The 17,564-nt window shown below is 72.9% G+C and carries 14 protein-coding genes; 5 read left to right on the plus strand and 9 right to left on the minus strand.

The window, feature by feature from the left end; genetic code table 11:
• Positions 1-5: 5 nt before the first annotated feature.
• The 3 genes from AB7M35_RS07390 to hrpB all read right to left on the minus strand — a co-directional run bounded on the left by AB7M35_RS07390 (position 6) and on the right by hrpB (position 4,564).
• Entirely contained in the window at positions 6-1,250 is a 1,245-nt protein-coding gene (locus AB7M35_RS07390) for an adenylate/guanylate cyclase domain-containing protein (protein ID WP_453958497.1), read from the minus strand.
• Between the two features lie 6 nt (positions 1,251-1,256).
• Entirely contained in the window at positions 1,257-1,991 is a 735-nt protein-coding gene (locus AB7M35_RS07395; RefSeq protein ID WP_453958499.1) for a metallophosphoesterase family protein, read from the minus strand.
• 101 nt (positions 1,992-2,092) lie between these two features.
• Positions 2,093-4,564 carry an ATP-dependent helicase HrpB gene (hrpB, locus tag AB7M35_RS07400; RefSeq protein WP_453958500.1) on the minus strand — a complete coding sequence of 824 codons (2,472 nt, stop codon included), beginning with the start codon at positions 4,562-4,564 and terminating at the stop codon, positions 2,093-2,095.
• A 95-nt stretch (positions 4,565-4,659) separates the two neighbouring features.
• On the opposite strand from hrpB, the gene AB7M35_RS07405 reads away from it, so the two are divergent.
• The 3 genes from AB7M35_RS07405 to AB7M35_RS07415 are packed head-to-tail and all read left to right on the plus strand — an operon-like array spanning position 4,660 to position 8,224.
• Positions 4,660-5,877, plus strand: a complete 1,218-nt coding sequence (locus tag AB7M35_RS07405) for an ABC transporter substrate-binding protein (protein ID WP_453958501.1) — start codon at positions 4,660-4,662, stop codon at positions 5,875-5,877.
• Positions 5,878-5,900: 23 nt separating this feature from the next.
• Entirely contained in the window at positions 5,901-7,586 is a 1,686-nt protein-coding gene (locus AB7M35_RS07410; protein WP_453958502.1) for an ABC transporter permease, read from the plus strand.
• Positions 7,583-8,224, plus strand: a complete 642-nt coding sequence (locus AB7M35_RS07415) for an ATP-binding cassette domain-containing protein (RefSeq protein ID WP_453958504.1) — start codon at positions 7,583-7,585, stop codon at positions 8,222-8,224. The genes AB7M35_RS07410 and AB7M35_RS07415 overlap by 4 nt, the downstream gene beginning before the upstream one ends.
• Before the next feature lie 61 nt (positions 8,225-8,285).
• Here the strand turns inward: AB7M35_RS07415 and bfr are convergent, their stop codons facing one another.
• The 6 genes from bfr to hemC form a co-directional block, all read right to left on the minus strand.
• Positions 8,286-8,771: a bacterioferritin gene (bfr, locus tag AB7M35_RS07420; protein ID WP_453958506.1), complete on the minus strand. Its 486-nt coding sequence runs from the start codon at positions 8,769-8,771 to the stop codon at positions 8,286-8,288.
• A 161-nt stretch (positions 8,772-8,932) separates the two neighbouring features.
• Complete coding sequence (locus AB7M35_RS07425; protein ID WP_453958508.1) at positions 8,933-9,562, minus strand: class I SAM-dependent DNA methyltransferase; 630 nt, start codon at positions 9,560-9,562, stop codon at positions 8,933-8,935.
• A gap of 324 nt (positions 9,563-9,886) precedes the next feature.
• Entirely contained in the window at positions 9,887-11,671 is a 1,785-nt protein-coding gene (locus AB7M35_RS07430; protein WP_453958509.1) for a heme biosynthesis HemY N-terminal domain-containing protein, read from the minus strand.
• Between the two features lie 18 nt (positions 11,672-11,689).
• Complete coding sequence (locus AB7M35_RS07435; RefSeq protein ID WP_453958511.1) at positions 11,690-13,543, minus strand: hypothetical protein; 1,854 nt, start codon at positions 13,541-13,543, stop codon at positions 11,690-11,692.
• Positions 13,544-13,674: 131 nt separating this feature from the next.
• Positions 13,675-14,388 carry a uroporphyrinogen-III synthase gene (locus AB7M35_RS07440; RefSeq protein WP_453958512.1) on the minus strand — a complete coding sequence of 238 codons (714 nt, stop codon included), beginning with the start codon at positions 14,386-14,388 and terminating at the stop codon, positions 13,675-13,677.
• Between the two features lie 2 nt (positions 14,389-14,390).
• Complete coding sequence (hemC, locus tag AB7M35_RS07445; RefSeq protein ID WP_453958514.1) at positions 14,391-15,314, minus strand: hydroxymethylbilane synthase; 924 nt, start codon at positions 15,312-15,314, stop codon at positions 14,391-14,393.
• A 111-nt stretch (positions 15,315-15,425) separates the two neighbouring features.
• On the opposite strand from hemC, the gene tsaD reads away from it, so the two are divergent.
• Positions 15,426-16,502, plus strand: coding sequence for a tRNA (adenosine(37)-N6)-threonylcarbamoyltransferase complex transferase subunit TsaD (tsaD, locus tag AB7M35_RS07450; protein ID WP_453958516.1), 1,077 nt, complete (start codon positions 15,426-15,428; stop codon positions 16,500-16,502).
• 2 nt (positions 16,503-16,504) lie between these two features.
• Positions 16,505-17,503 (plus strand): NAD(P)H-dependent glycerol-3-phosphate dehydrogenase, encoded by a 999-nt coding sequence (locus tag AB7M35_RS07455; protein ID WP_453958518.1) that lies wholly within the window; start codon positions 16,505-16,507, stop codon positions 17,501-17,503.
• Positions 17,504-17,564: the final 61 nt, after the last annotated feature.

A 17,564-nucleotide genomic window follows, 5' to 3' on the forward strand; every position in this document is an offset into this window, starting at 1 on the left:
AGGCGTCAGACCCCGAAGATCGCCACCGAGGCCTCGCGGCCGCGCAGCTCCACCGCGCCGATCTTCTGAAGGTCGGTCTCCGCCGACAGCCCGCTGGCCGTGTCGGAATCGAGCAGGATGCGCGACTGCAGCTGCTTGTTCTGGCTCTGCAGCCGCTCGGCGCGGGAGACCGGGTCGCCGTAGACCGCGAACGCCTGCCGCTCGCCGTCGATCATCCCGGCCGTCACGGGGCCGGTGGCGATGCCGATCCCGAGCGCCAGCCGGACGCCCTCGAAGCTTTCCTTGCGCACCACGTGGAGCAGCGCGCGGGCCGTCCAGAGCGCGCGGTCCGGATAGTCGTTCACCTCCAGCGGCAGGTTGAAGATCGCCAGGAAGGCGTCGCCGCGCACCTCGACGATCATGCCGCCGCCGTCGGCGACGACGTCGCGCGCCCGCAGGAAGAAGGCGTCGAGAATGGCCAGCGCCTCGGCGGGAGACCGATCCTCCGCGGCGGCCGTGAAGCCGGCGATGTCGACGTAGAGGACCGACGCGTCCCGCACCGCCGGCGCCAGAGCGCCGGGCCGGCCGACCAGATCGTCGATCACGCCGTCGGGCACGTAGCGGCCGAACGCGACGCGCAGGCGGGCCCGCGCATCATCGGCAAGCGCCTTCGCCTCCTCGGCCTGGGCGCGCGCCACGACGACCCGGCGGGCCCGAACGAGCGCCAGCGCCAGGAGGCCGGCGGTCGCCAGCATCACGGCGGCCGGCATCAGCGGCAGCGTGGCCCACGACGGCGTCCACGGCACGTCGGCGATGACGACCATGAACGCCCCCCACCAGGCCAGCACCGAGGCGACACCGGTCCAGATCACCAGCCCCGGCTGCAGCGTCAGGGCCGCCACCGGCATCAGCAGCAGCACGATCAGCGCGCCGTAGGTGCCGAGCACCAGGCTCACGCTCGTCCCGTCCCCGTAGGAGAGCGGCCCGAACACCACCAGCACGACCAGGGCGACCGCATCGACAGCGAAGGCCGCATGGCGGAACCACGCCCGGTCGAAGCGCGTGCCGGCGGTCCAGTAGAGGGCGGCGCCGATCGCCAGCACCGCCAGCGCGCCGCCGAGCGGTACGGGCACCGACGCGGGCGGATAGGCGAACGCCAGCCAGGCGCCCGCGAGCAGGGCCACCGCCATCTGCACCGCCAGCGCGATCCTGAGGCCGGCGTCTTCCGCCGCCTTCAGCGCGCGCGCCGCAAATCCGTCCGCCGTCGTCATGGGAGGTCAGGCCTTCGTTCTCAGGAAACGGCGGGTTTCGGTCTCCAGCACGAGGCAGGTGAGCACGCCGGACGCCACCGCGCCGGTGTCGATGTCGATGCGGAACGGCCGCACGTCCGGCTGCTCGACCGGGGTGTGACCGTGGACCACGCAGTGGGGAAACGGCGCCATGTGGGAGAGGAACGGCTCGCGGATCCAGAGCAGGTCTTCCGGATCCTGGGCCTCCAGCGGCACGCCCGGCCGGATGCCCGCGTGCACGAACAGGTAATCGCCCTCCACATGGGTCAGCGGCAGGCCGGAGAGGAAGCCGACATCGTCGCCCATCGCCTCGGCCAGCTCGTCGCGGATCTGGGTCATCGAGGCCCGGCCGACCTCGGCCGGCGGGGTGATGCCGTAGGAGGCGAGCGTCGGCTGGCCGCCGTTCTGCAGCCAGAGAATCAGCAGTTCGGGATCCTCCAGGAAGTCGAGCAGCATGTCCTCGTGGTTGCCCTTCAGGCAGACCCGCTCGCCGTCGTGATGGGGATCGTCCCGCAGGACCTCCAGCACCTTCTTCGTCTGCGGGCCGCGATCGACATAGTCGCCGACGAAGACCTCGACGATGTCGTCGCACGGATGGCGGTAGAGGTCGCGGTCGATCTCCGACAGCAGCAGCTCCAGCAGGTCGGCACGGCCGTGCACGTCGCCGATCGCGTAGATGCGGGTGCCCTCGGGGATGCGGGGGGCGGTGTCGGGATAGGACATGGGTGCGCCGTCCAGTTGTTCGGGCCGATTGCAGATGAGGTAGCGGAAGCGAGGCCGGTAGGGAATCGGGACGTTGAAAATGAGGCAGCCTCGGCGCCACCCTATCCGCTGTTGCCGGACCTCACATGCTTGTTGAGGCGGACCGGCGGGGCGGTGGCGGGATCCTCGGGCCAGGCGTGCTTCGGATAGCGCCCGCGCAGGTCGCTGCGGACGTCGGACCAGCTCCCGCGCCAGAAGCCCGGGAGGTCGGTGGTCACCTGGATCGGCCGGTCGGCCGGCGACAGGAGATGCACCACCAGCGGCAGCGCGCCGCCGGCCACCGTCGGGTGGGTCGCAAGGCCGTAGAGGTCCTGCACGCGGACAGAGACCGTCGGCCGATCGCCGGCATAGTCGATCTCGGCGCTCCGCCCCGATGGGGTCGCCAGCCGCGAGGGCGCCAGCCGCTCGAGGTCGCCGGGCCGGCCGGCGCCGGAAAGCAGCCCGTCGAGGGCGGCGGCGAGCGACGCCCGCGAGATGTCGGCCAGCGCCACCGCCCCCGGCACGTAGGGCCCGAGCCAGTCGGCAAGCGTCGGCAGGAGTGCCGCGTCGGAGACGTCCGGCCACGGGGACCCGACGGTGCGGTGGAGGAAGCCGGCGCGCGCGCGCAGATGGCGGGTCTCCGCCGTCCACGGCAGCCGGTCGAGCCCGAGACCTGCGACACCCTCCAGAAGCGCCGCCAGGGTCTCCGCGCCGGGCTTCGGAATGCTGCGGCGCTCCGCCAGCACCAGGGCGCCGAGGCGCCGGACCCGCGTCGTGCGCACACCCTCGACCTCCGGATCGAAGGCGGAGACCTCCTCCTCGACGATGCGGCCGGCGAAATTCTCCTCGATCGTCGCAAGGTCGAGCGGCGCGGCGAGCAGGATTCGCGCGTTCTGTGCCGCGCCCTGCAGTTCGGCGACCGCCAGCCAGGGCTCGCGCGCCAGCGCGACGGCGGGATCGAGCAGGCCGCCCCGGCCGGCGGCGGTGCGGTAGGCGCCCGCCTGCCCGCGCGCCTGGGCGATCCGGTCGGGAAAGGCGAGCGCCACCAGCCGCCCGACGCGAAGCGGGTCCGCCCGGCCGCCGCCGCCATCGCCACCGGCGAGCTTCGCCCAGCGCCGCGCGGCGTCGCGTCCGGCCCGGGCACGCTCCGAGCGGTCGCGCGCCAACGCGTCCCGCCGGTGCGCCACGTTCACGTCGCGTCCGCCGAGCCCCTGCTCGGTGAGCACGAGGGCAATCTCGGCGGCGAGGCCTGCCTCCCCGGTTTCGGCCGCCTTGTGGACCATGTGCGCGAGGCGCGGCGGAAGCGGCAGCGCCCTGAGCGCGCGGCCGTCCGCCGTGATGCGCCCCGCCGCGTCGATGGCGCCGAGGCCTTCCAGCAGCGCGCGCGCCTCCCGGAACGCCGCCTCGGGCGGCGGATCGAGCCAGGCGAGCTTGCGCGGGTCGTCGACGCCCCACTCGGCGAGATCGAGGGCGAGGCTCGCCAGATCGGCGTCGAGGATTTCCGGCGGATCGAACGGCAGCAGGGCGGCGGTCTGCGCCTCGGCCCACAGCCGCACGCAGACGCCCGGCTCGGTGCGGCCGGCCCGCCCCCGCCGCTGGTCGGCGGCCGCGCGCGAGACCTTTTCCGTCACCAGCCGCGTCAGTCCCATCGCCGGCTCGAAGCGCGGCCGGCGGACGTAGCCCGCGTCGACGACCACCCGCACGCCCTCGATGGTGATGGAGGTCTCGGCAATCGGCGTCGCCAGCACCACCTTGCGGCGGCCGGCCGCCGCCGGCCGGATCGCCGCGTCCTGGGCGCGTCCATCGAGGCCGCCGTGCAGCGGCACCACATCGACGTTCGGCGGGAGCCCGTCGGCGAGGCGTTCGGCCGTGCGCTCGATCTCGGCGCGGCTGGGCAGGAAGGCGAGCACCGACCCGGTCTCGTCGCGAAGCGCGCGGCGCACCGTCTCGGCGACGGCATCCTCGGTGCGGGTGCGCGGCGCAGGCGGGGCGTGGCGAGTTTCCACGGGAAAGCTGCGGCCGGTGCTGGTCACCACCGGCGCGCCGCCCAAGAGCGCCGAGATGCGGGCCGCATCGGCGGTCGCCGACATCGCCAGGATCTTCAGGTCCGGCCGCAGCGCGCCCTGGCTGTCGAGGGCGAGCGCCAGGCCGAGATCGGTGTCGAGCGCCCGCTCGTGCACCTCGTCGAACAACACCGCCGCCACGCCGGCGAGCTCCGGATCGTCGGCGATCATCCGCACGAACACGCCGGACGTCACCACCTCGACGCGGGTCGCCGCCGACACCTTCGCGTCCATGCGCACCCGGTAGCCGACGGTGCGGCCGACCGGCTCGCCGAGCGTGTCGGCCATCCGCCGGGCCGCGGCGCGGGCCGCCAGCCGGCGCGGTTCGAGAACGAGGATCCGACCATCGCCGCGCCAGGCTTCGTCGAGCAGCGCCAGCGGCACGCGCGTCGACTTGCCGGCGCCGGGCGGCGCCACCAGCACAGCCGCGGCGTGCGCCGCGAGCGCGGCGCTGAGCTCCGGCAGGGCGGCCTCGACGGGGAGAAGCGTCACGGTCGCGTGTTCCCGGGGCGCGCCTGTTGGCACCCGCCAGCCACCCGACTAGGGTCTGTGATCATCGTCCCCGACCCATCGCAGGTTTGCCGTCCGTGACCCATCTCAAGGCTCTCATCGTCCTCGCCATCGCTGCCTTCGCCGCCGGGCCTGCCATCGCCGACGATCCCAACCCGCAGGACTGGACCGCCGTGACGGCGGAGGCAACCGGCCAGACGGTCTATTTCAACGCCTGGGGCGGCGAACCGCGCATCAACGCCTATATCGCCTGGGCGGGCGGCGAGCTGAAGGCGCGCTACGGCATCGACCTGATCCACGTCAAGGTGAGCGACACCGCCAACGTCGTCTCCCAGGTGCTGGCGGAGAAGACGGCTGGGCGCGACACCGGCGGCAGCGTCGACCTCGTCTGGATCAACGGCGAGAACTTCGCCGCCATGCGCAAGCACGACCTGCTGATGGCGCCCGGCTGGGCGACGCTCCTGCCCAACTGGACGCACGTCGACGTGGACGGCAAGCCCACCGTGCTCACCGACGCCACGGTGCGCGTCGACGGGCTGGAGGCGCCGTGGGGCATGGCGCAGCTGGTGTTCCTGCACGACATGGCGACGCTGCCCGACCCGCCGCGCGACCTCGACGCGCTGAAGGCCTACGTGATCGACCATCCCGGCCGGTTCACCTATCCGCAGCCGCCGGATTTCCTGGGCACGACCTTCCTGAAGCAGCTGCTGGTGACGCTCGCCCCTGACCGGCTGGCCCTCGACCGGCCGGCCACCGACGAAAACTTCGACCGTCAGGTGGCGCCGGTGTTCGCCTACCTCGACGCGATCACCCCGCATCTCTGGCGCAAGGGCGCGGCCTACCCGGCCAACGTCTCGCAGCTCCGCCAGCTGTTCGCCGACCGCGAGACCGACCTCGCCTTCACCTTCAATCCGGCCGACGCGAGCGCGGCGATCGCCGACGGCGAGCTGCCCGACACGGTGCGGCCCTACGTGCTGGCTGGCGGCACCATCGGCAACAGCCATTTCGTGGCGATCCCCTACAACGCCAGCGCCAAGGCGGGCGCGCTGGTGACCGCCAACTTCCTGATGTCGCCCGAGGCGCAGGCGCGCAAGGCGGACCCGGCGATCTGGGGCGACCCGACGGTGCTGAACGTGGAACGGCTGCCCGAGGCCGATCGCGCGCGCTTCGACACGCTGGCGGAAGACCCGGCGATCCTACCGCCGGCGGAGATGCGGCCGACCCTGCGCGAGCCGGACCCGAGTTGGACGGAGCGCCTGGAACAGGCATGGACCGCCCGCTACGGAGCCCGCTGAGCGGCCGGAGCCGGACCCGCGCCATGCTGCGCCTCGCCCCGGCGGCGGCCCTCGCGCTCCTGATCGGCCCGGTCGTGGCCGGTCTCGCCGGCGTGGCGCTGCCCGCCTTCGGCTATTTTCCGGCGCTGGGCGGGACCGCCCTGTCCCTCGACCCGTGGCGGCGGCTCCTGGCCGAACCGGGGCTTGCCACCTCGGTGGGCCTCAGCCTGTGGACGGGGTGCGCCTCGGCGCTGATTGCCACCGCGATCACGCTGCTGTTCGTGGCGGGCTGGTCGCACACGCGCGCCTTCGCATGGATGCGGCGCACCCTGTCGCCACTGCTCTCGGTGCCGCACGCAGCCGCCGCCCTCGGCCTCGCCTTCCTGATCAGCCCGTCGGGCTGGCTCGTGCGCCTCGCCTCGCCGTGGGCGACCGGCCTCGACCGTCCGCCGGACCTCCTGATCGTCCACGATCCGGCGGGCCTCGCGATGATCGCCGCGCTCGTCGCCAAGGAGGTGCCGTTCCTGCTTCTGATGGCGCTGGCGGCGCTGCCGCAGACCGATGCCGAGCGGCTGACGCGGGTGGCCACCGGCCTCGGCTACGGCCGCGTCGCCGGCTTCGCCTTCGCGGTGCTGCCGCGCCTCTATCCGCAGCTGCGGCTGCCGATCTTCGCGGTGATCGCGTTTGCCACGGCCACCGTCGAGGTGGCGCTGGTGCTCGGCCCCACCACGCCGGCGCCGCTGGCGGTGCGGCTTGTCGGCTGGATGGGCGACCCCGACCTCGGCCGCCGCTTCTCCGCCTCCGCCGGCGCGCTCTTGCAGGTGGGCGTCACGGGCGCGGCCATGCTCGCCTGGCTCGGCCTGGAGACATGCGTCGGCCTCCTCGGACGCGGGCTCGTTGCCTCGGGCCGGCGGCGAACGCGGGACGGGATCGCGCGGGCGCTGGGCGCGGGCCTGGCGCTGACCTGCGCCGCCGTGGTCGGGCTCGGCCTCCTCGGCCTCGCCATCTGGTCGGTCGCCGATGTCTGGCGCTTTCCCGACGCGCTGCCCACGCGCGTCTCCCTCGACGCCTGGACCGCCAACTGGGCGGGCACCCGCGCGCTGCTTGTCGTCACCGTGCTGGTGGCACTGGCGGCGACGCTGGTCGCCACGGCGATCACGCTCGCCTGCCTGGAGAACGAGAGCCGCATGGACCACGCGCCGGGCGCGCGGGTGCTGTCGCTGCTCTATCTGCCGATCGTCGTGCCGCAGGTGTCGTTCCTGTTCGGCCTGCAGGTGCTGATGCTCAGCGTTGGCTTCGGGCCGTCGCTGGGGGCGGTCGCGTTCGCGCACCTGATCTTCGTGCTGCCCTACGTGCTGCTGTCGCTCGGCGATGCGTGGCGCGCCCTCGACCCGCGCTACGGCGAGGTCGCGGCCGCCCTCGGCGCCTCCGACGCGCGGATCTTCGTGGCGGTGCGGCTGCCGATGCTGCTGCCGGCCGTGCTCACCGCCGCGGCCGTCGGCTTCGCCGTGTCCGTCGGGCTCTACCTGCCGACGGCGCTGATCGGCGCCGGCCGCGTCATGACGGTGACGACGGAGGCCATCGCCCTGTCGGCGGGGGGCTCGCGGCGGCTGATCGGCGTCGCCTCGGTGCTGCAGATGCTGCTGCCGTTCCTCGCCTTCTCGGTGGCGCTGGCGGTGCCGGCGCTCCTGTTCCGCAACCGCCGCGGCCTGAGGGGGATGCGGACATGACGGCGCCCACAGACGGCCTCGTCCTCGACGGCGTCGCGATCGCCAGGGCCGGTACGCCGCTGCTGGCGCTGTCGGCGCGCATTCCCCCGGGCACCGTCCACTCGGTGATGGGCCCCTCAGGCAGCGGCAAGTCGACCCTGCTCGCCTACATCGCCGGGTTCCTGCGCCCGCCGTTTTCCGGCGCGGGGCGGCTGGCGCTCGACGGCGTCGACCTCGGCGCGCTGCCGCCGGCGGGTCGGCGGCTCGGGCTGCTGTTCCAGGATCCGCTGCTGTTCCCGCATCTCTCGGTGGGCGGCAACGTCCGCTTCGCCGTACCGGCCGAGGTGCGCGGCCGGGCGCGGGCGGAGACGGTCGAGCGGGCGCTCGCCGAGGTCGGCCTGGCCGGCTTCGGCGCGCGCGATCCGGTGACGCTGTCGGGTGGCGAGCAGGCGCGCGTCGCGCTGGCGCGGGTGATGGCGGCGCGGCCGGGGGCGCTGCTCCTCGACGAGCCCTTCTCCAAGCTCGACGCGGCGCTGAAGGACCAGATCCGGGCGCTGGTGTTCCAGACAGCGGCGGACCGGCGGCTGCCGGTGCTGCTGGTCACCCACGACCCCGCCGACGCCGAGGCGGCGGGCGGGCCGGTCACGCGGCTGTCCTGACCACGAAAAAAGGCGGGCGCCGCAGCACCCGCCTTCCGTCGGATCGAAGGTCCGAAAGGACTTATTCGGCTTCGTTGGCCGGCGCCGCCTGCAGCAGGCAGTAGCGCTCGAGGCCGATCGACTCCAGAAGCTGGAGCTGCGTCTCGATGAAGTCGATGTGGCTTTCCTCGTCGGACAGCAGCTTCTCGAAGAGCGCCATCGACACGAAGTCTTCCTTCTGGTGGCAGAGCTTGCGCCCTTCCTTGTAGAGCTCGCGCGCGGACTGCTCCGCGGCCAGGTCGCACTCCAGGACTTCCTTGACGTTCTGGCCGATGCGGAGCGGCTCCAGCGTCTGCATGTTCGGGAAGCCTTCGAGGAAGATGATGCGCGTGACGAACGAATCCGCGTGGTGCATCTCCTCGATGGACTCCTCGCGCTCCTTCTTCGCCAGGAGCGTGAAGCCCCAGTCGTCCAGCAGGCGGTAGTGCATCCAGTACTGGTTGACCGCCGTCAGCTCGCTCTTCAGGCCACGGTTGAGATAGTCGATGACCTCGGGATCGCCCTTCATGCCGGCTGGCTCCGTTCTTTGCGTTACAGATTGGAATTATTCAAATATCGCGGTGCCGACGATCCGTCCAGACCCTTTCGCCACGCGCACGCAAAAAATCGGTGAATTCCAGTCAGGATTTGCGGCGGCGCGCAAGCGCCATCAGCGGGGCCCCTTCCCCTCTACTTGGAATAGACGTGGATGCGGTGGAGAATTTCCACCGATTCCCCCGGCATGCCAGGGAACGGCGGGCTCGATTCCACATGCCGCCAGCGCCCGTCGAACTGGTAGTGCTCGATCGTCTCGCCATAGGCCGGGTCGATTCCCTCGTCGGCGCGCAGCGAGAAGATGATGCGTCCGCCGGGGCGGAGGATCCGCAGCAGCTCCTCGAACGCCTCCGGACCGGCGTGACCGGGCGTCAGGGTGCCGATGCACAGGATGGCGGCGAAGCCGTCGTCGGGAAAATCGAGCCGGTCGCCGAGCCGCATGGCCCGCAGCTCGTCGTAGACGCCCTTCTTGCCGGCCTCCGCCAGCATCTCGTCGGTCAGGTCGATGCCGACCAGCGGCGCGTAGCCGACGAGCGACAGAAGCTGGCCGACGAGGCCGGTGCCGCAGCCGGCATCGAGAACGGTGCCGTCACCGGTGCCGACATGGCGGGCCGCCATCGCCGCCGCCACGCCCGGCAGCAGGTAGCCGCATTGCGCGAGGTCGCGCTCGTATTCGTTTGCCCAGGCCGCGTAGGCGGACCGCCGTTCCTGATCGGACTTCGCCCCATATACCTGGGCGAGCCTGTCGGTGGCGGAATCGGTCATGCATGTCTCCTTTGGCCGGCGCTGCCTCCGGTCTGGCAGGCGCACCTGATGGAGGAGACAACGGGTCGGGTTTTCGCTGGCAGGCACGATCCGTCGCGGTCAGACCGCGCAATCGGCACGGGGTCCGGCCGGAGCCTTCTCCGACCAGGGACGCGCCGCGCGACATCGGTTTCCGATCCGGTGAGAGCACCGACGATCGAAAAGGGCCCCGAGGGCACGCGGTCCCGCATGTGCTTGCGGGCCGCACTATAGGCGGCGGGAGGGAAATGGCCAAATCCGCCCGCCCGGGAGGACCCGAAGCGGGCGGTTGACAGGCCTGCGCGCTCAGTTGAAGAAACGCATCCGGCGCTTGGGGTCGGGCAGGCCCTCGTCGGGCTCGTCCTCTCCCGTGCCGGGGTCGTCCGGCGCCGTTTCCAGCGGAAAGCGCACGGTTTCCGGGCGGCTGCTGCCGTTGACGCCGGCGGGCGCGGTGTCCTTCGCCGGAGGGGTCTCGCCCTCCGCGGCGACCGGTACCGGCTTCACGTCGGTGACGTTCTCCTCAGGGATCGGCGAGCCGGTCCTGAGACCCGGCGGCGGGACGATCTCGGGTTCGACCGCGACCGGCTTGGCCGCCACTGGCTCGGCGGCCTTTTCCACCACCGGCTCGGCCTTCTTTTCCGGTTCGGGCGCGGGTGTCGGAGCCGGCGGCGGTGCGGCGACGGGTTCGGTGGAAATCGCCACCACCGCGGCCTCCGCCGAGGCCGGCGCCGTCGACGGCACCGTCTTCAGAAGCGGCGGAGCGGCTTCGAACATCGCCTCGTCGATCGGCGGCTCGATGGCGGCGCCCAGCGCCTCGTAGGGAACGCGCCACTCGAACGCGTCGAGACGGCCCGTCACCGGCGACACCGGCGCCCAGGTCTCCGACACGATCCCGTCGGCGGTCCACGCCGGATCCTTCGGCGCCCGGACGGCGCGCGACAGCCACTCGCGGACGCGGCCCTGGTCGTTGGTCTCGGCCTCTTCCAGCTCCGCCATCAGCAGGCAGGCCCGCTGGGTCGGATGGTTGTTCAGCACCGGACGCATGGCGGCGCGCGCCTCGTCGAACTCGCGCGCGTCGATGGCGGCGGCGGCCACCGCGAAGGCGCCCTCGTCGCTCGCCGGCCGCAGGGCGGCCAGGGCCTTCACCCGCTTCAGCCGGTCGCGGGCGGCGTCGCCCTGGCGGATGTGGCTGTAGGCCTCGGCGAGATCGGGATGCGGGGTCCGCTTCCAGGTCTGCTCGATGATCTTGCTGGCCCGGCGAACGTCGCCGAGGCGCGCCAGCACCCGGCCGGCGACGGCGGCGGCGGGCACCAGGTCCTGGGCCAGGCTGTGGGCCTCCAGCGCGAGCGCGCGGCACTTCTCCGGCTCGCCCATCTCGATCTCGTTGGCCCGCGCCGTCAGCAGCACCGCCTTGAGCCGGCGCGCCTCGGCCTTGTCCACCAGCCTGTTGTGGGCGTTGCGGTCGAGGATGCGGGTCGCCTCCTCCCAATCGCGGTCCGCGGCGGCGTGCTCAAACTGTGCGGTCGCGGCCCACGGCAGGCTCGGCGCCACTTCCGCGGCTTCGTTGGCATAATGGCGCGCGGCCTCGGCCTCGCCCTCGCGGCTCGCCTCGATGTAGAGGCCGCGCAGTCCGAGCAGGCGGGTGTCGCGGTCATCCAGCATGCCCTGGAAGACAGTGCGCGCCTGCCCACGGTCGCCGCCGAGCTGGGCCGTCTGGGCCTCCAGCAGCGCTACGGCGGGCTCGTTGGGAAGCGTGCGCCGCGCCTCGACGGAATAGCGGCGGGCCAGACGGTAGTCGCCCGAGCCGACGGCGATCAGGCCGTTGGAGAGCGCCTGGTAGCCCTTGTCCTTCTTCCGGCGGCTGAGGAAGCGCGACATCTTGCCGGGCGAGCGCACGATGGCGCGGAACAGCGACCACAGGATGATCGCCGCGGCCACCACGGCGACCAGGGCGACCACCGCGACGGTGGTGGAGGTCTGGATCTGATAGCCGAGCCAGTCGATCTCCACCGCACCGGGGCGATCGGCCATCCACGCACCGGCAAGCGCCAGCACGAAGACCAGGACCAGGAACACAAGAAGGCGAATCATGGCTTTGCTTCCGCTCGATCAGTTCCCGGGCGTGGTGGAGCCGGCCGGCGCAACCTGCTGCCCGGTCGGGGTGTCGGCGAGGCTGGCGAGCACGTCCTTGGTGACCTTGTCGACCAGCTGCTCGGCGGCGACGCGGGCCGCGAGCTGGTCGTGCCACGCCTGCGACGCCTCCTGGGCGGGTCCCGGGAGATTGGTCCACGCGGTCGATGCGGCGGCCAGGTCGCCCTTCGCAAGGTCGGCGCGGATCGTGTCGAGGGTGGCGTAGACGCCGCCGTCGTCCGGTGCGTCGGTGCGGCGCACCTTCACCAGCGATTCCGCGTTGGCCAGCAGCCCGGCGACGAAGCCCTCGTTCTGGGCGTTGCCGCGGAGCGTGCGGCGCACGGAGGCCTCGACCTCCGGATAGGCGGCGATCAGCTCGCGCCGGGTCGGAAGGCCCGTCTCGGCATAGGGCTCGAGCGGCGCCACCATGGCGGGATCCTCGAGCCGGGTCTTCACCGCAGCCAGCGCCGGGCCATAGGGCTGGCCGTTGCGCAGCGCGCTGTCGAGCACCGCCGTGGACAGGGCGAGGGCTGCCACTTCGCGCGGACCGGTGCCGCCAACGATCTTCTCAAGTTCGGCCACCCGGCCCGTCATGTCGGTGACGGTGGCCTTCAGCTCGGCCTCGCCGGACTGCAGCGCCTGGACCGACTGCTGGAGCGGGCCGATGGCGGCAGTGGCATTGCCCGCCGTTGTGGCGGCGTTGCCGGCGGCAGTCGCCGCCTGCGCCGCCGCGTCCGACGCCCGCGAGATGTCGCCACGCAGGGTCTCGATCTGGTCCGGCGTCACCGCCGGTTCGGCGTTGGCGAGATCCTCGACCCGGGTTTCGAGCGCGGCGACCTTGTCGGGCAGCCCGCCGTCGACCGAGCCGATCTGGGATTTCAGTGCCGCGACGTCGGACTTCAGGCCGTCGACCTCGTCGGAGGCGGCGGTGCCTGCGGCCGAGGCGGCCGTGTCGACCCTGTTCTCCAGCGCCGCAAGCCGAGCCTGCACGTCGCCGCCCGTTGCGGGAGCACCCTGCTGGGGCGGTCCCGCCGGCAGCTGGATCGCGCCGGAATTGAGCGCGAGATAGCCGCCGCCCAGGACAACGGCGCCGCCCACCACGGCGGCGAGCAGCAGGCCGCCGAAGCCGACCCCGCTGCGCGACGATGACGCCGGCGGCGGGGTGCCGGATGGGGAAGTCGGGGTCTCTTTCGGCGTTGCAGCGTCCGGCTTGGCAGCGTCCGACTTGGCCGGCGTCTCGCCCGGCTTGGCGGATGACGCCGCCGCAGGGGCGGCCGTCGCGCCGGACCTGGCATCCTTGTCCGTGGACGGTTTCGCCGGCTCGTCCTTGGCGCCGACGCTCGGAACCGCGGTCGCGCGGGCAGCGGACGCTGCTGCGCCCGCCTTGGCGGCGTCGCCCGGCTTCGGCGTCTCGGCGCTCTTGGAGGCCTCACCGGCCTTCGCGGCGGTGGTCTTGTCGTCACCGGCCGGCTTGGCGGCCGTGGCAGCGGGGCCCTTGGCCTCTGCCGTAGGCTTGGTTTCCTTGGCGGGGTCCTTCGGGTCGGACGGCTTGGCTTCGGAGGTCTTCGTGTCCGCTGCCTTGCCGGCCTTCACGGGGCCATCCGGCGCATCGGTCGTCTTCGCGTCGGACGACGCGGACCCCTCAGCCGCCTTGGCGCCGCCCTGCGGTGCCTTGTCCGCCGCCTTCACGCCGTCGGAAGGCTTCGCGCCGGTGGCTTCATTGGCTGCGCCGGTCTTGCGCGGCTCGACTTCCGAGGCCGACAGATCGAGGACCTGCGGATGTCGCCGTCCCTTTCCGCCCGTCGGATCGCCCGGATCATTCGTCCCCGCCATCGTCGTCCCCGTCCTCGCTTCGACCCCGAGAGACACTATCGTCGCCTCGGGTCCGGTTATACACCAAATGTCGGAACCCGCGCCCCGGATCCACCCGGACGCACCATCCCCACCCCTCGTTCGCGCGCGCCCTACGCGCTTCCGATCAGCTCCAGCAGCGCCGCCTGGTCGGGCGTTGCCGCCACCTCGACTCGGCCAGCGCCGGCGCCGGAGAGCACCTCGGCCACTGCATGCGACAGGCAGAAGTGACGCACCTCGGCCAGCGCCGGTCCGAGCCCTGCCGCCTCGGCAAGCGCGACCAGCGTTGCCGCCGAGCGCGGCGAAAAGGACAACACCCCGTCGATCGCCCCCTCCCGCAGCGCCGCCGCAGCGTCGGCCGGCAGCGCGGTCGCCGGCTCCGCCCGGTAGCATACGCGGGTGACGACCGAGACCGCGGCCGCGCCCAGCAGCGCCCCGAGATCGCCACTGCGATCGCGGCCCGCAATATGGAGAACGGTCCGGGGGAGATTTGGATCCGTCTCGATGGCCCTCGCCACCGACAAAAGGTCGCCGCCGGCCGCCCGCACGTCGGAAAAGCCCGCCGCGCGCGCCGCCTCGGCCGTCGCCTCGCCCACCGCCAGCACCGGCATCGCCGCGATGCCCGGCAGCCCCGGATGTCCCTTGAGCGCCCGAACGGCGCCCCGGCTGGTCAGCACAACCAGGTCGGCGCCGTCCGGCTCGAGGGAAACGTCCGGGTCGGTGACGATCTCCAAGAGCGGCGCCATCAGGACCTCGTGGCCGAGGGCGCGCAGCTCTGCCGCCGTCTCTTCGGCCTGGGGGTGCGGCCGCGTGACGAGCAGTCGCATGATCAGACCCAGTCCGCGAAGAAGTCCGGGCCGGCGCGCTCCCTGAGGCGGCGACCGACCTCGCGGCCGATCTCCACCGCATCGGCGGCCGCCCCGTCGAGCACCATCTCCTCGACACGGACGCCGTCGGGGGTGGCGATCAGGCCGTGCAGGCTGACGGCATCGCCGGTGACGGTCGCGAGCCCCGCGATCGGCGTCCGGCACGAGCCGTCGAGCACCTCCAGGAAGGCGCGCTCGGCGGCCAGCGCCGTGCCGGTGGTCACGTCGAGCAGCGGCGCCAGCGCCTCCAGCACGCGGATGTCGTCGGCCCGGGTCTCGATGGCGATCGCCCCCTGCCCCAGCGCCGGCGGAAACCGGTCCATCTCGAGGATCGAGGTGGCGATCTCCGGCCGGCCGAGCCGCTTCAGCCCGGCCATCGCCAGGAGGGTCGCGTCGACGTCGCCGGCCGCCAGCTTCTTCAGCCGCGTCTGCACGTTGCCGCGGAAGTTGACCACCTGCAGGTCCGGCCTGAGCCGCCTGGCGAGCGCCCCGCGCCTCAGGCTCGCGGTGCCGACAACCGCGCCCCGGGGCAGGTCGTCGAAGCTTTTCGAGGTGAGCGAGATGAAGGCGTCGCGCACGTCCTCGCGCGGCAGGTAGCCGGCGAGCGCCAGCCCGTCGGGCAGCTGGGTGGGCACGTCCTTGGCCGAATGCACGGCCAGGTCGAGCGAGCCGTCGAGCAGCCCCTCCTCGATCTCCTTGGTGAACAGCCCCTTGCCGCCGAGCTCGGACAGCGGCCGGTCGAGGACCTTGTCGCCGGTCGTCTTGATGACGACCACCTCGATGTCCTCGGGCGAAAGCCCGGTCGACGCGACGAGACCGCCGCGGACCTCATGGGCCTGGGCGAGCGCGAGCGGGCTGCCCCGGGTGCCGATGCGTATCCGTTCCAATGCTCAAGTCCAATTGCAAGAAGTGCGCTTCCGATGCTACCGCATGGGACGAAGCACGGACCATAACGACGCGCCCCCCGGTGGCCAAGCCGCTTGGCGCCAGCGGATCCCATGATCGTACTCGGCATCGAGACAAGCTGCGACGAAACGGCCGCGGGCATCATCCATTCGGATGGCCCGGGCAGAGGCCGGATTCTGTCCGACGTCATCCGCGGCCAGGTGGAGGCCCACCGGGCCTATGGCGGCGTGGTGCCGGAAATCGCCGCGCGCGCCCACGTCGAGGTGGTCGACGCCGTGGTGGAAAAGGCGATGGCCGACGCCGGCCTCGGCTTTTCCGACCTCGATCTCGTCGCCGCCACCGCCGGGCCGGGCCTGATCGGCGGGCTGCTGGTCGGGCTCACCACCGGCAAGGCGGTGGCGAGCGCCGCCGGCCTGCCGTTCCGGGGCATCAACCACCTGGAGGCGCATGCGCTCACCGCGCGCCTCACCGACGGCCTCGACTTCCCCTACCTGCTGCTGCTGGTGTCCGGCGGCCACAGCCAGTTCATCCTGGTCGAGGGCGTCGGCCGCTACAGCCGCTGGGGCACCACCATCGACGACGCGCTTGGCGAGGCGTTCGACAAGACCGCCAAGCTGCTGGCGCTGCCCTATCCGGGCGGCCCGGAGGTGGAGAAGCGTGCGCTTGCCGGCGATCCGAAGCGCTTCACGTTCCCGCGCCCGCTCGCCGACCGGCCCGACCTGGCGCTGTCGTTCGCCGGCCTGAAGACCGCCGTGCGGCTCGCCGCGGAGCGCACCGATCCGCTGGACGACCAGGCGATCGCCGACATCTGCGCCGGCTTCCAGGCGGCCGTCGCCGACGTGCTGGCGATCAAGTCCGCCCGCGCGCTGGCGCGCTTCCGCGCCGAGACCGGCTCCGACAGCCCCGCCCTCGTGGCGGCGGGCGGCGTCGCCTCGAATTCCGCGGTGCGCACCGCCCTCGACGGCGCCGCGCGGGCGGCCGGCGGGCGGCTCGTCGTGCCGCCGCCGCGCTTGTGCACCGACAACGGCGTGATGATCGCCTGGGCGGCCGCCGAGCGCGCCGCCGCCGGCCTCGACGACGATCCGGCCCTGACCGCCCGGCCGCGCTGGCCGCTCGACGCCGATGCCGCCCCGCTGGTCGGCTACGGCCGGCTCGGGGTGAAGGTCTGAGGATGGCGGGCCCCCGCACCATCGGCATTCTCGGCGCCGGCGCCTGGGGCACGGCGCTTGCCCAGGTGTCCGCGCGAGCCGGCAACCGCGTCATCCTTTGGGGCCGCTCCGCCGACACCGTCCACGCCATCAACGCCGATCGCCGGTCGCCGCATCTGGCCGCCGTCGAGCTCGACCCCGCCATCGAGGCCACCGGTGATCTCGCCGAGGCGGCCGGCGCCGACATCGTCGTGCTGGCCACGCCGGCCCAGACGACCCGCGAGGTCACCTCCGCCGCGACCGTGTCGATCGCCGACGGCACGCCCATCGTCATCACCGCCAAGGGCATCGAACGCGCCACCGGCCGGCTCTTGTCGGAGGTGGTCTCGGAGACGGTTCCCCAGGCCCGGCTCGCGGTGCTGTCCGGTCCGGGCTTCGCCGGAGAGGTGGCGCGCGGCCTGCCGACCGCCGTCACCATCGCCACTGTCGAGCACGCGCTGGCGCCGCTTCTCGCCGAGGTGTTCGCGGCGCCGGGCTTCCGCCCCTACGCCTCCGATGACGTGCGCGGCGTGCAGATCGGCGGCGCGCTCAAGAACGTGCTCGCGATCGCCGCCGGCATCGTCAAGGGCCGCGAGCTGGGGGCGAGCGCCCATGCCGCCCTCACCACCCGCGCGCTGGCGGAGCTGATCCGGGTCGGCACCGCCGACGGCGGCCGCCGCGAGACGCTCACCGGCCTGTCGGGGCTGGGCGACCTCCTGCTGACGGCCACCAACCCCCAGTCGCGCAACTTCGCGTTCGGCGAGGCGCTGGGGCGCGGCACGGCCACCGTCGCCGGCGCCCTGCGGTCCGGCCCGCTGGTGGAAGGCGTCGCCACCGCGCCGATCGCGCTGACGCGGGCGCGGCGGCTGGAGGTGGACACGCCGATCATGGAGGCCGTCGCCGCCGTCCTCGACGACCGCCTGACCATCGACGAGGCGATCGACGCGCTGCTGAGCCGACCGCTGAAGCGCGAGGACGGCTGATCCCTCGCCATATGGAGGATCCGCCGCCGCTTCTTCTGGTGTCGGGCGGCGGACTGCGCTA

It is taken from the genome of Amorphus suaedae (assembly GCF_053629675.1).

Coding starts and splice junctions, on each gene's coding strand:
- AB7M35_RS07390 (WP_453958497.1), bottom strand. CDS start 1,250: ATGACGACGGCGGACGGATTTGCGGCGCGCGCGCTGAAGGCGGCGGAA.
- AB7M35_RS07395 (WP_453958499.1), bottom strand. CDS start 1,991: ATGTCCTATCCCGACACCGCCCCCCGCATCCCCGAGGGCACCCGCATC.
- AB7M35_RS07410 (WP_453958502.1), top strand. CDS start 5,901: ATGCTGCGCCTCGCCCCGGCGGCGGCCCTCGCGCTCCTGATCGGCCCG.
- AB7M35_RS07415 (WP_453958504.1), top strand. CDS start 7,583: ATGACGGCGCCCACAGACGGCCTCGTCCTCGACGGCGTCGCGATCGCC.
- bfr (WP_453958506.1), bottom strand. CDS start 8,771: ATGAAGGGCGATCCCGAGGTCATCGACTATCTCAACCGTGGCCTGAAG.
- AB7M35_RS07425 (WP_453958508.1), bottom strand. CDS start 9,562: ATGACCGATTCCGCCACCGACAGGCTCGCCCAGGTATATGGGGCGAAG.
- AB7M35_RS07430 (WP_453958509.1), bottom strand. CDS start 11,671: ATGATTCGCCTTCTTGTGTTCCTGGTCCTGGTCTTCGTGCTGGCGCTT.
- AB7M35_RS07435 (WP_453958511.1), bottom strand. CDS start 13,543: ATGGCGGGGACGAATGATCCGGGCGATCCGACGGGCGGAAAGGGACGG.
- AB7M35_RS07440 (WP_453958512.1), bottom strand. CDS start 14,388: ATGCGACTGCTCGTCACGCGGCCGCACCCCCAGGCCGAAGAGACGGCG.
- tsaD (WP_453958516.1), top strand. CDS start 15,426: ATGATCGTACTCGGCATCGAGACAAGCTGCGACGAAACGGCCGCGGGC.
- AB7M35_RS07455 (WP_453958518.1), top strand. CDS start 16,505: ATGGCGGGCCCCCGCACCATCGGCATTCTCGGCGCCGGCGCCTGGGGC.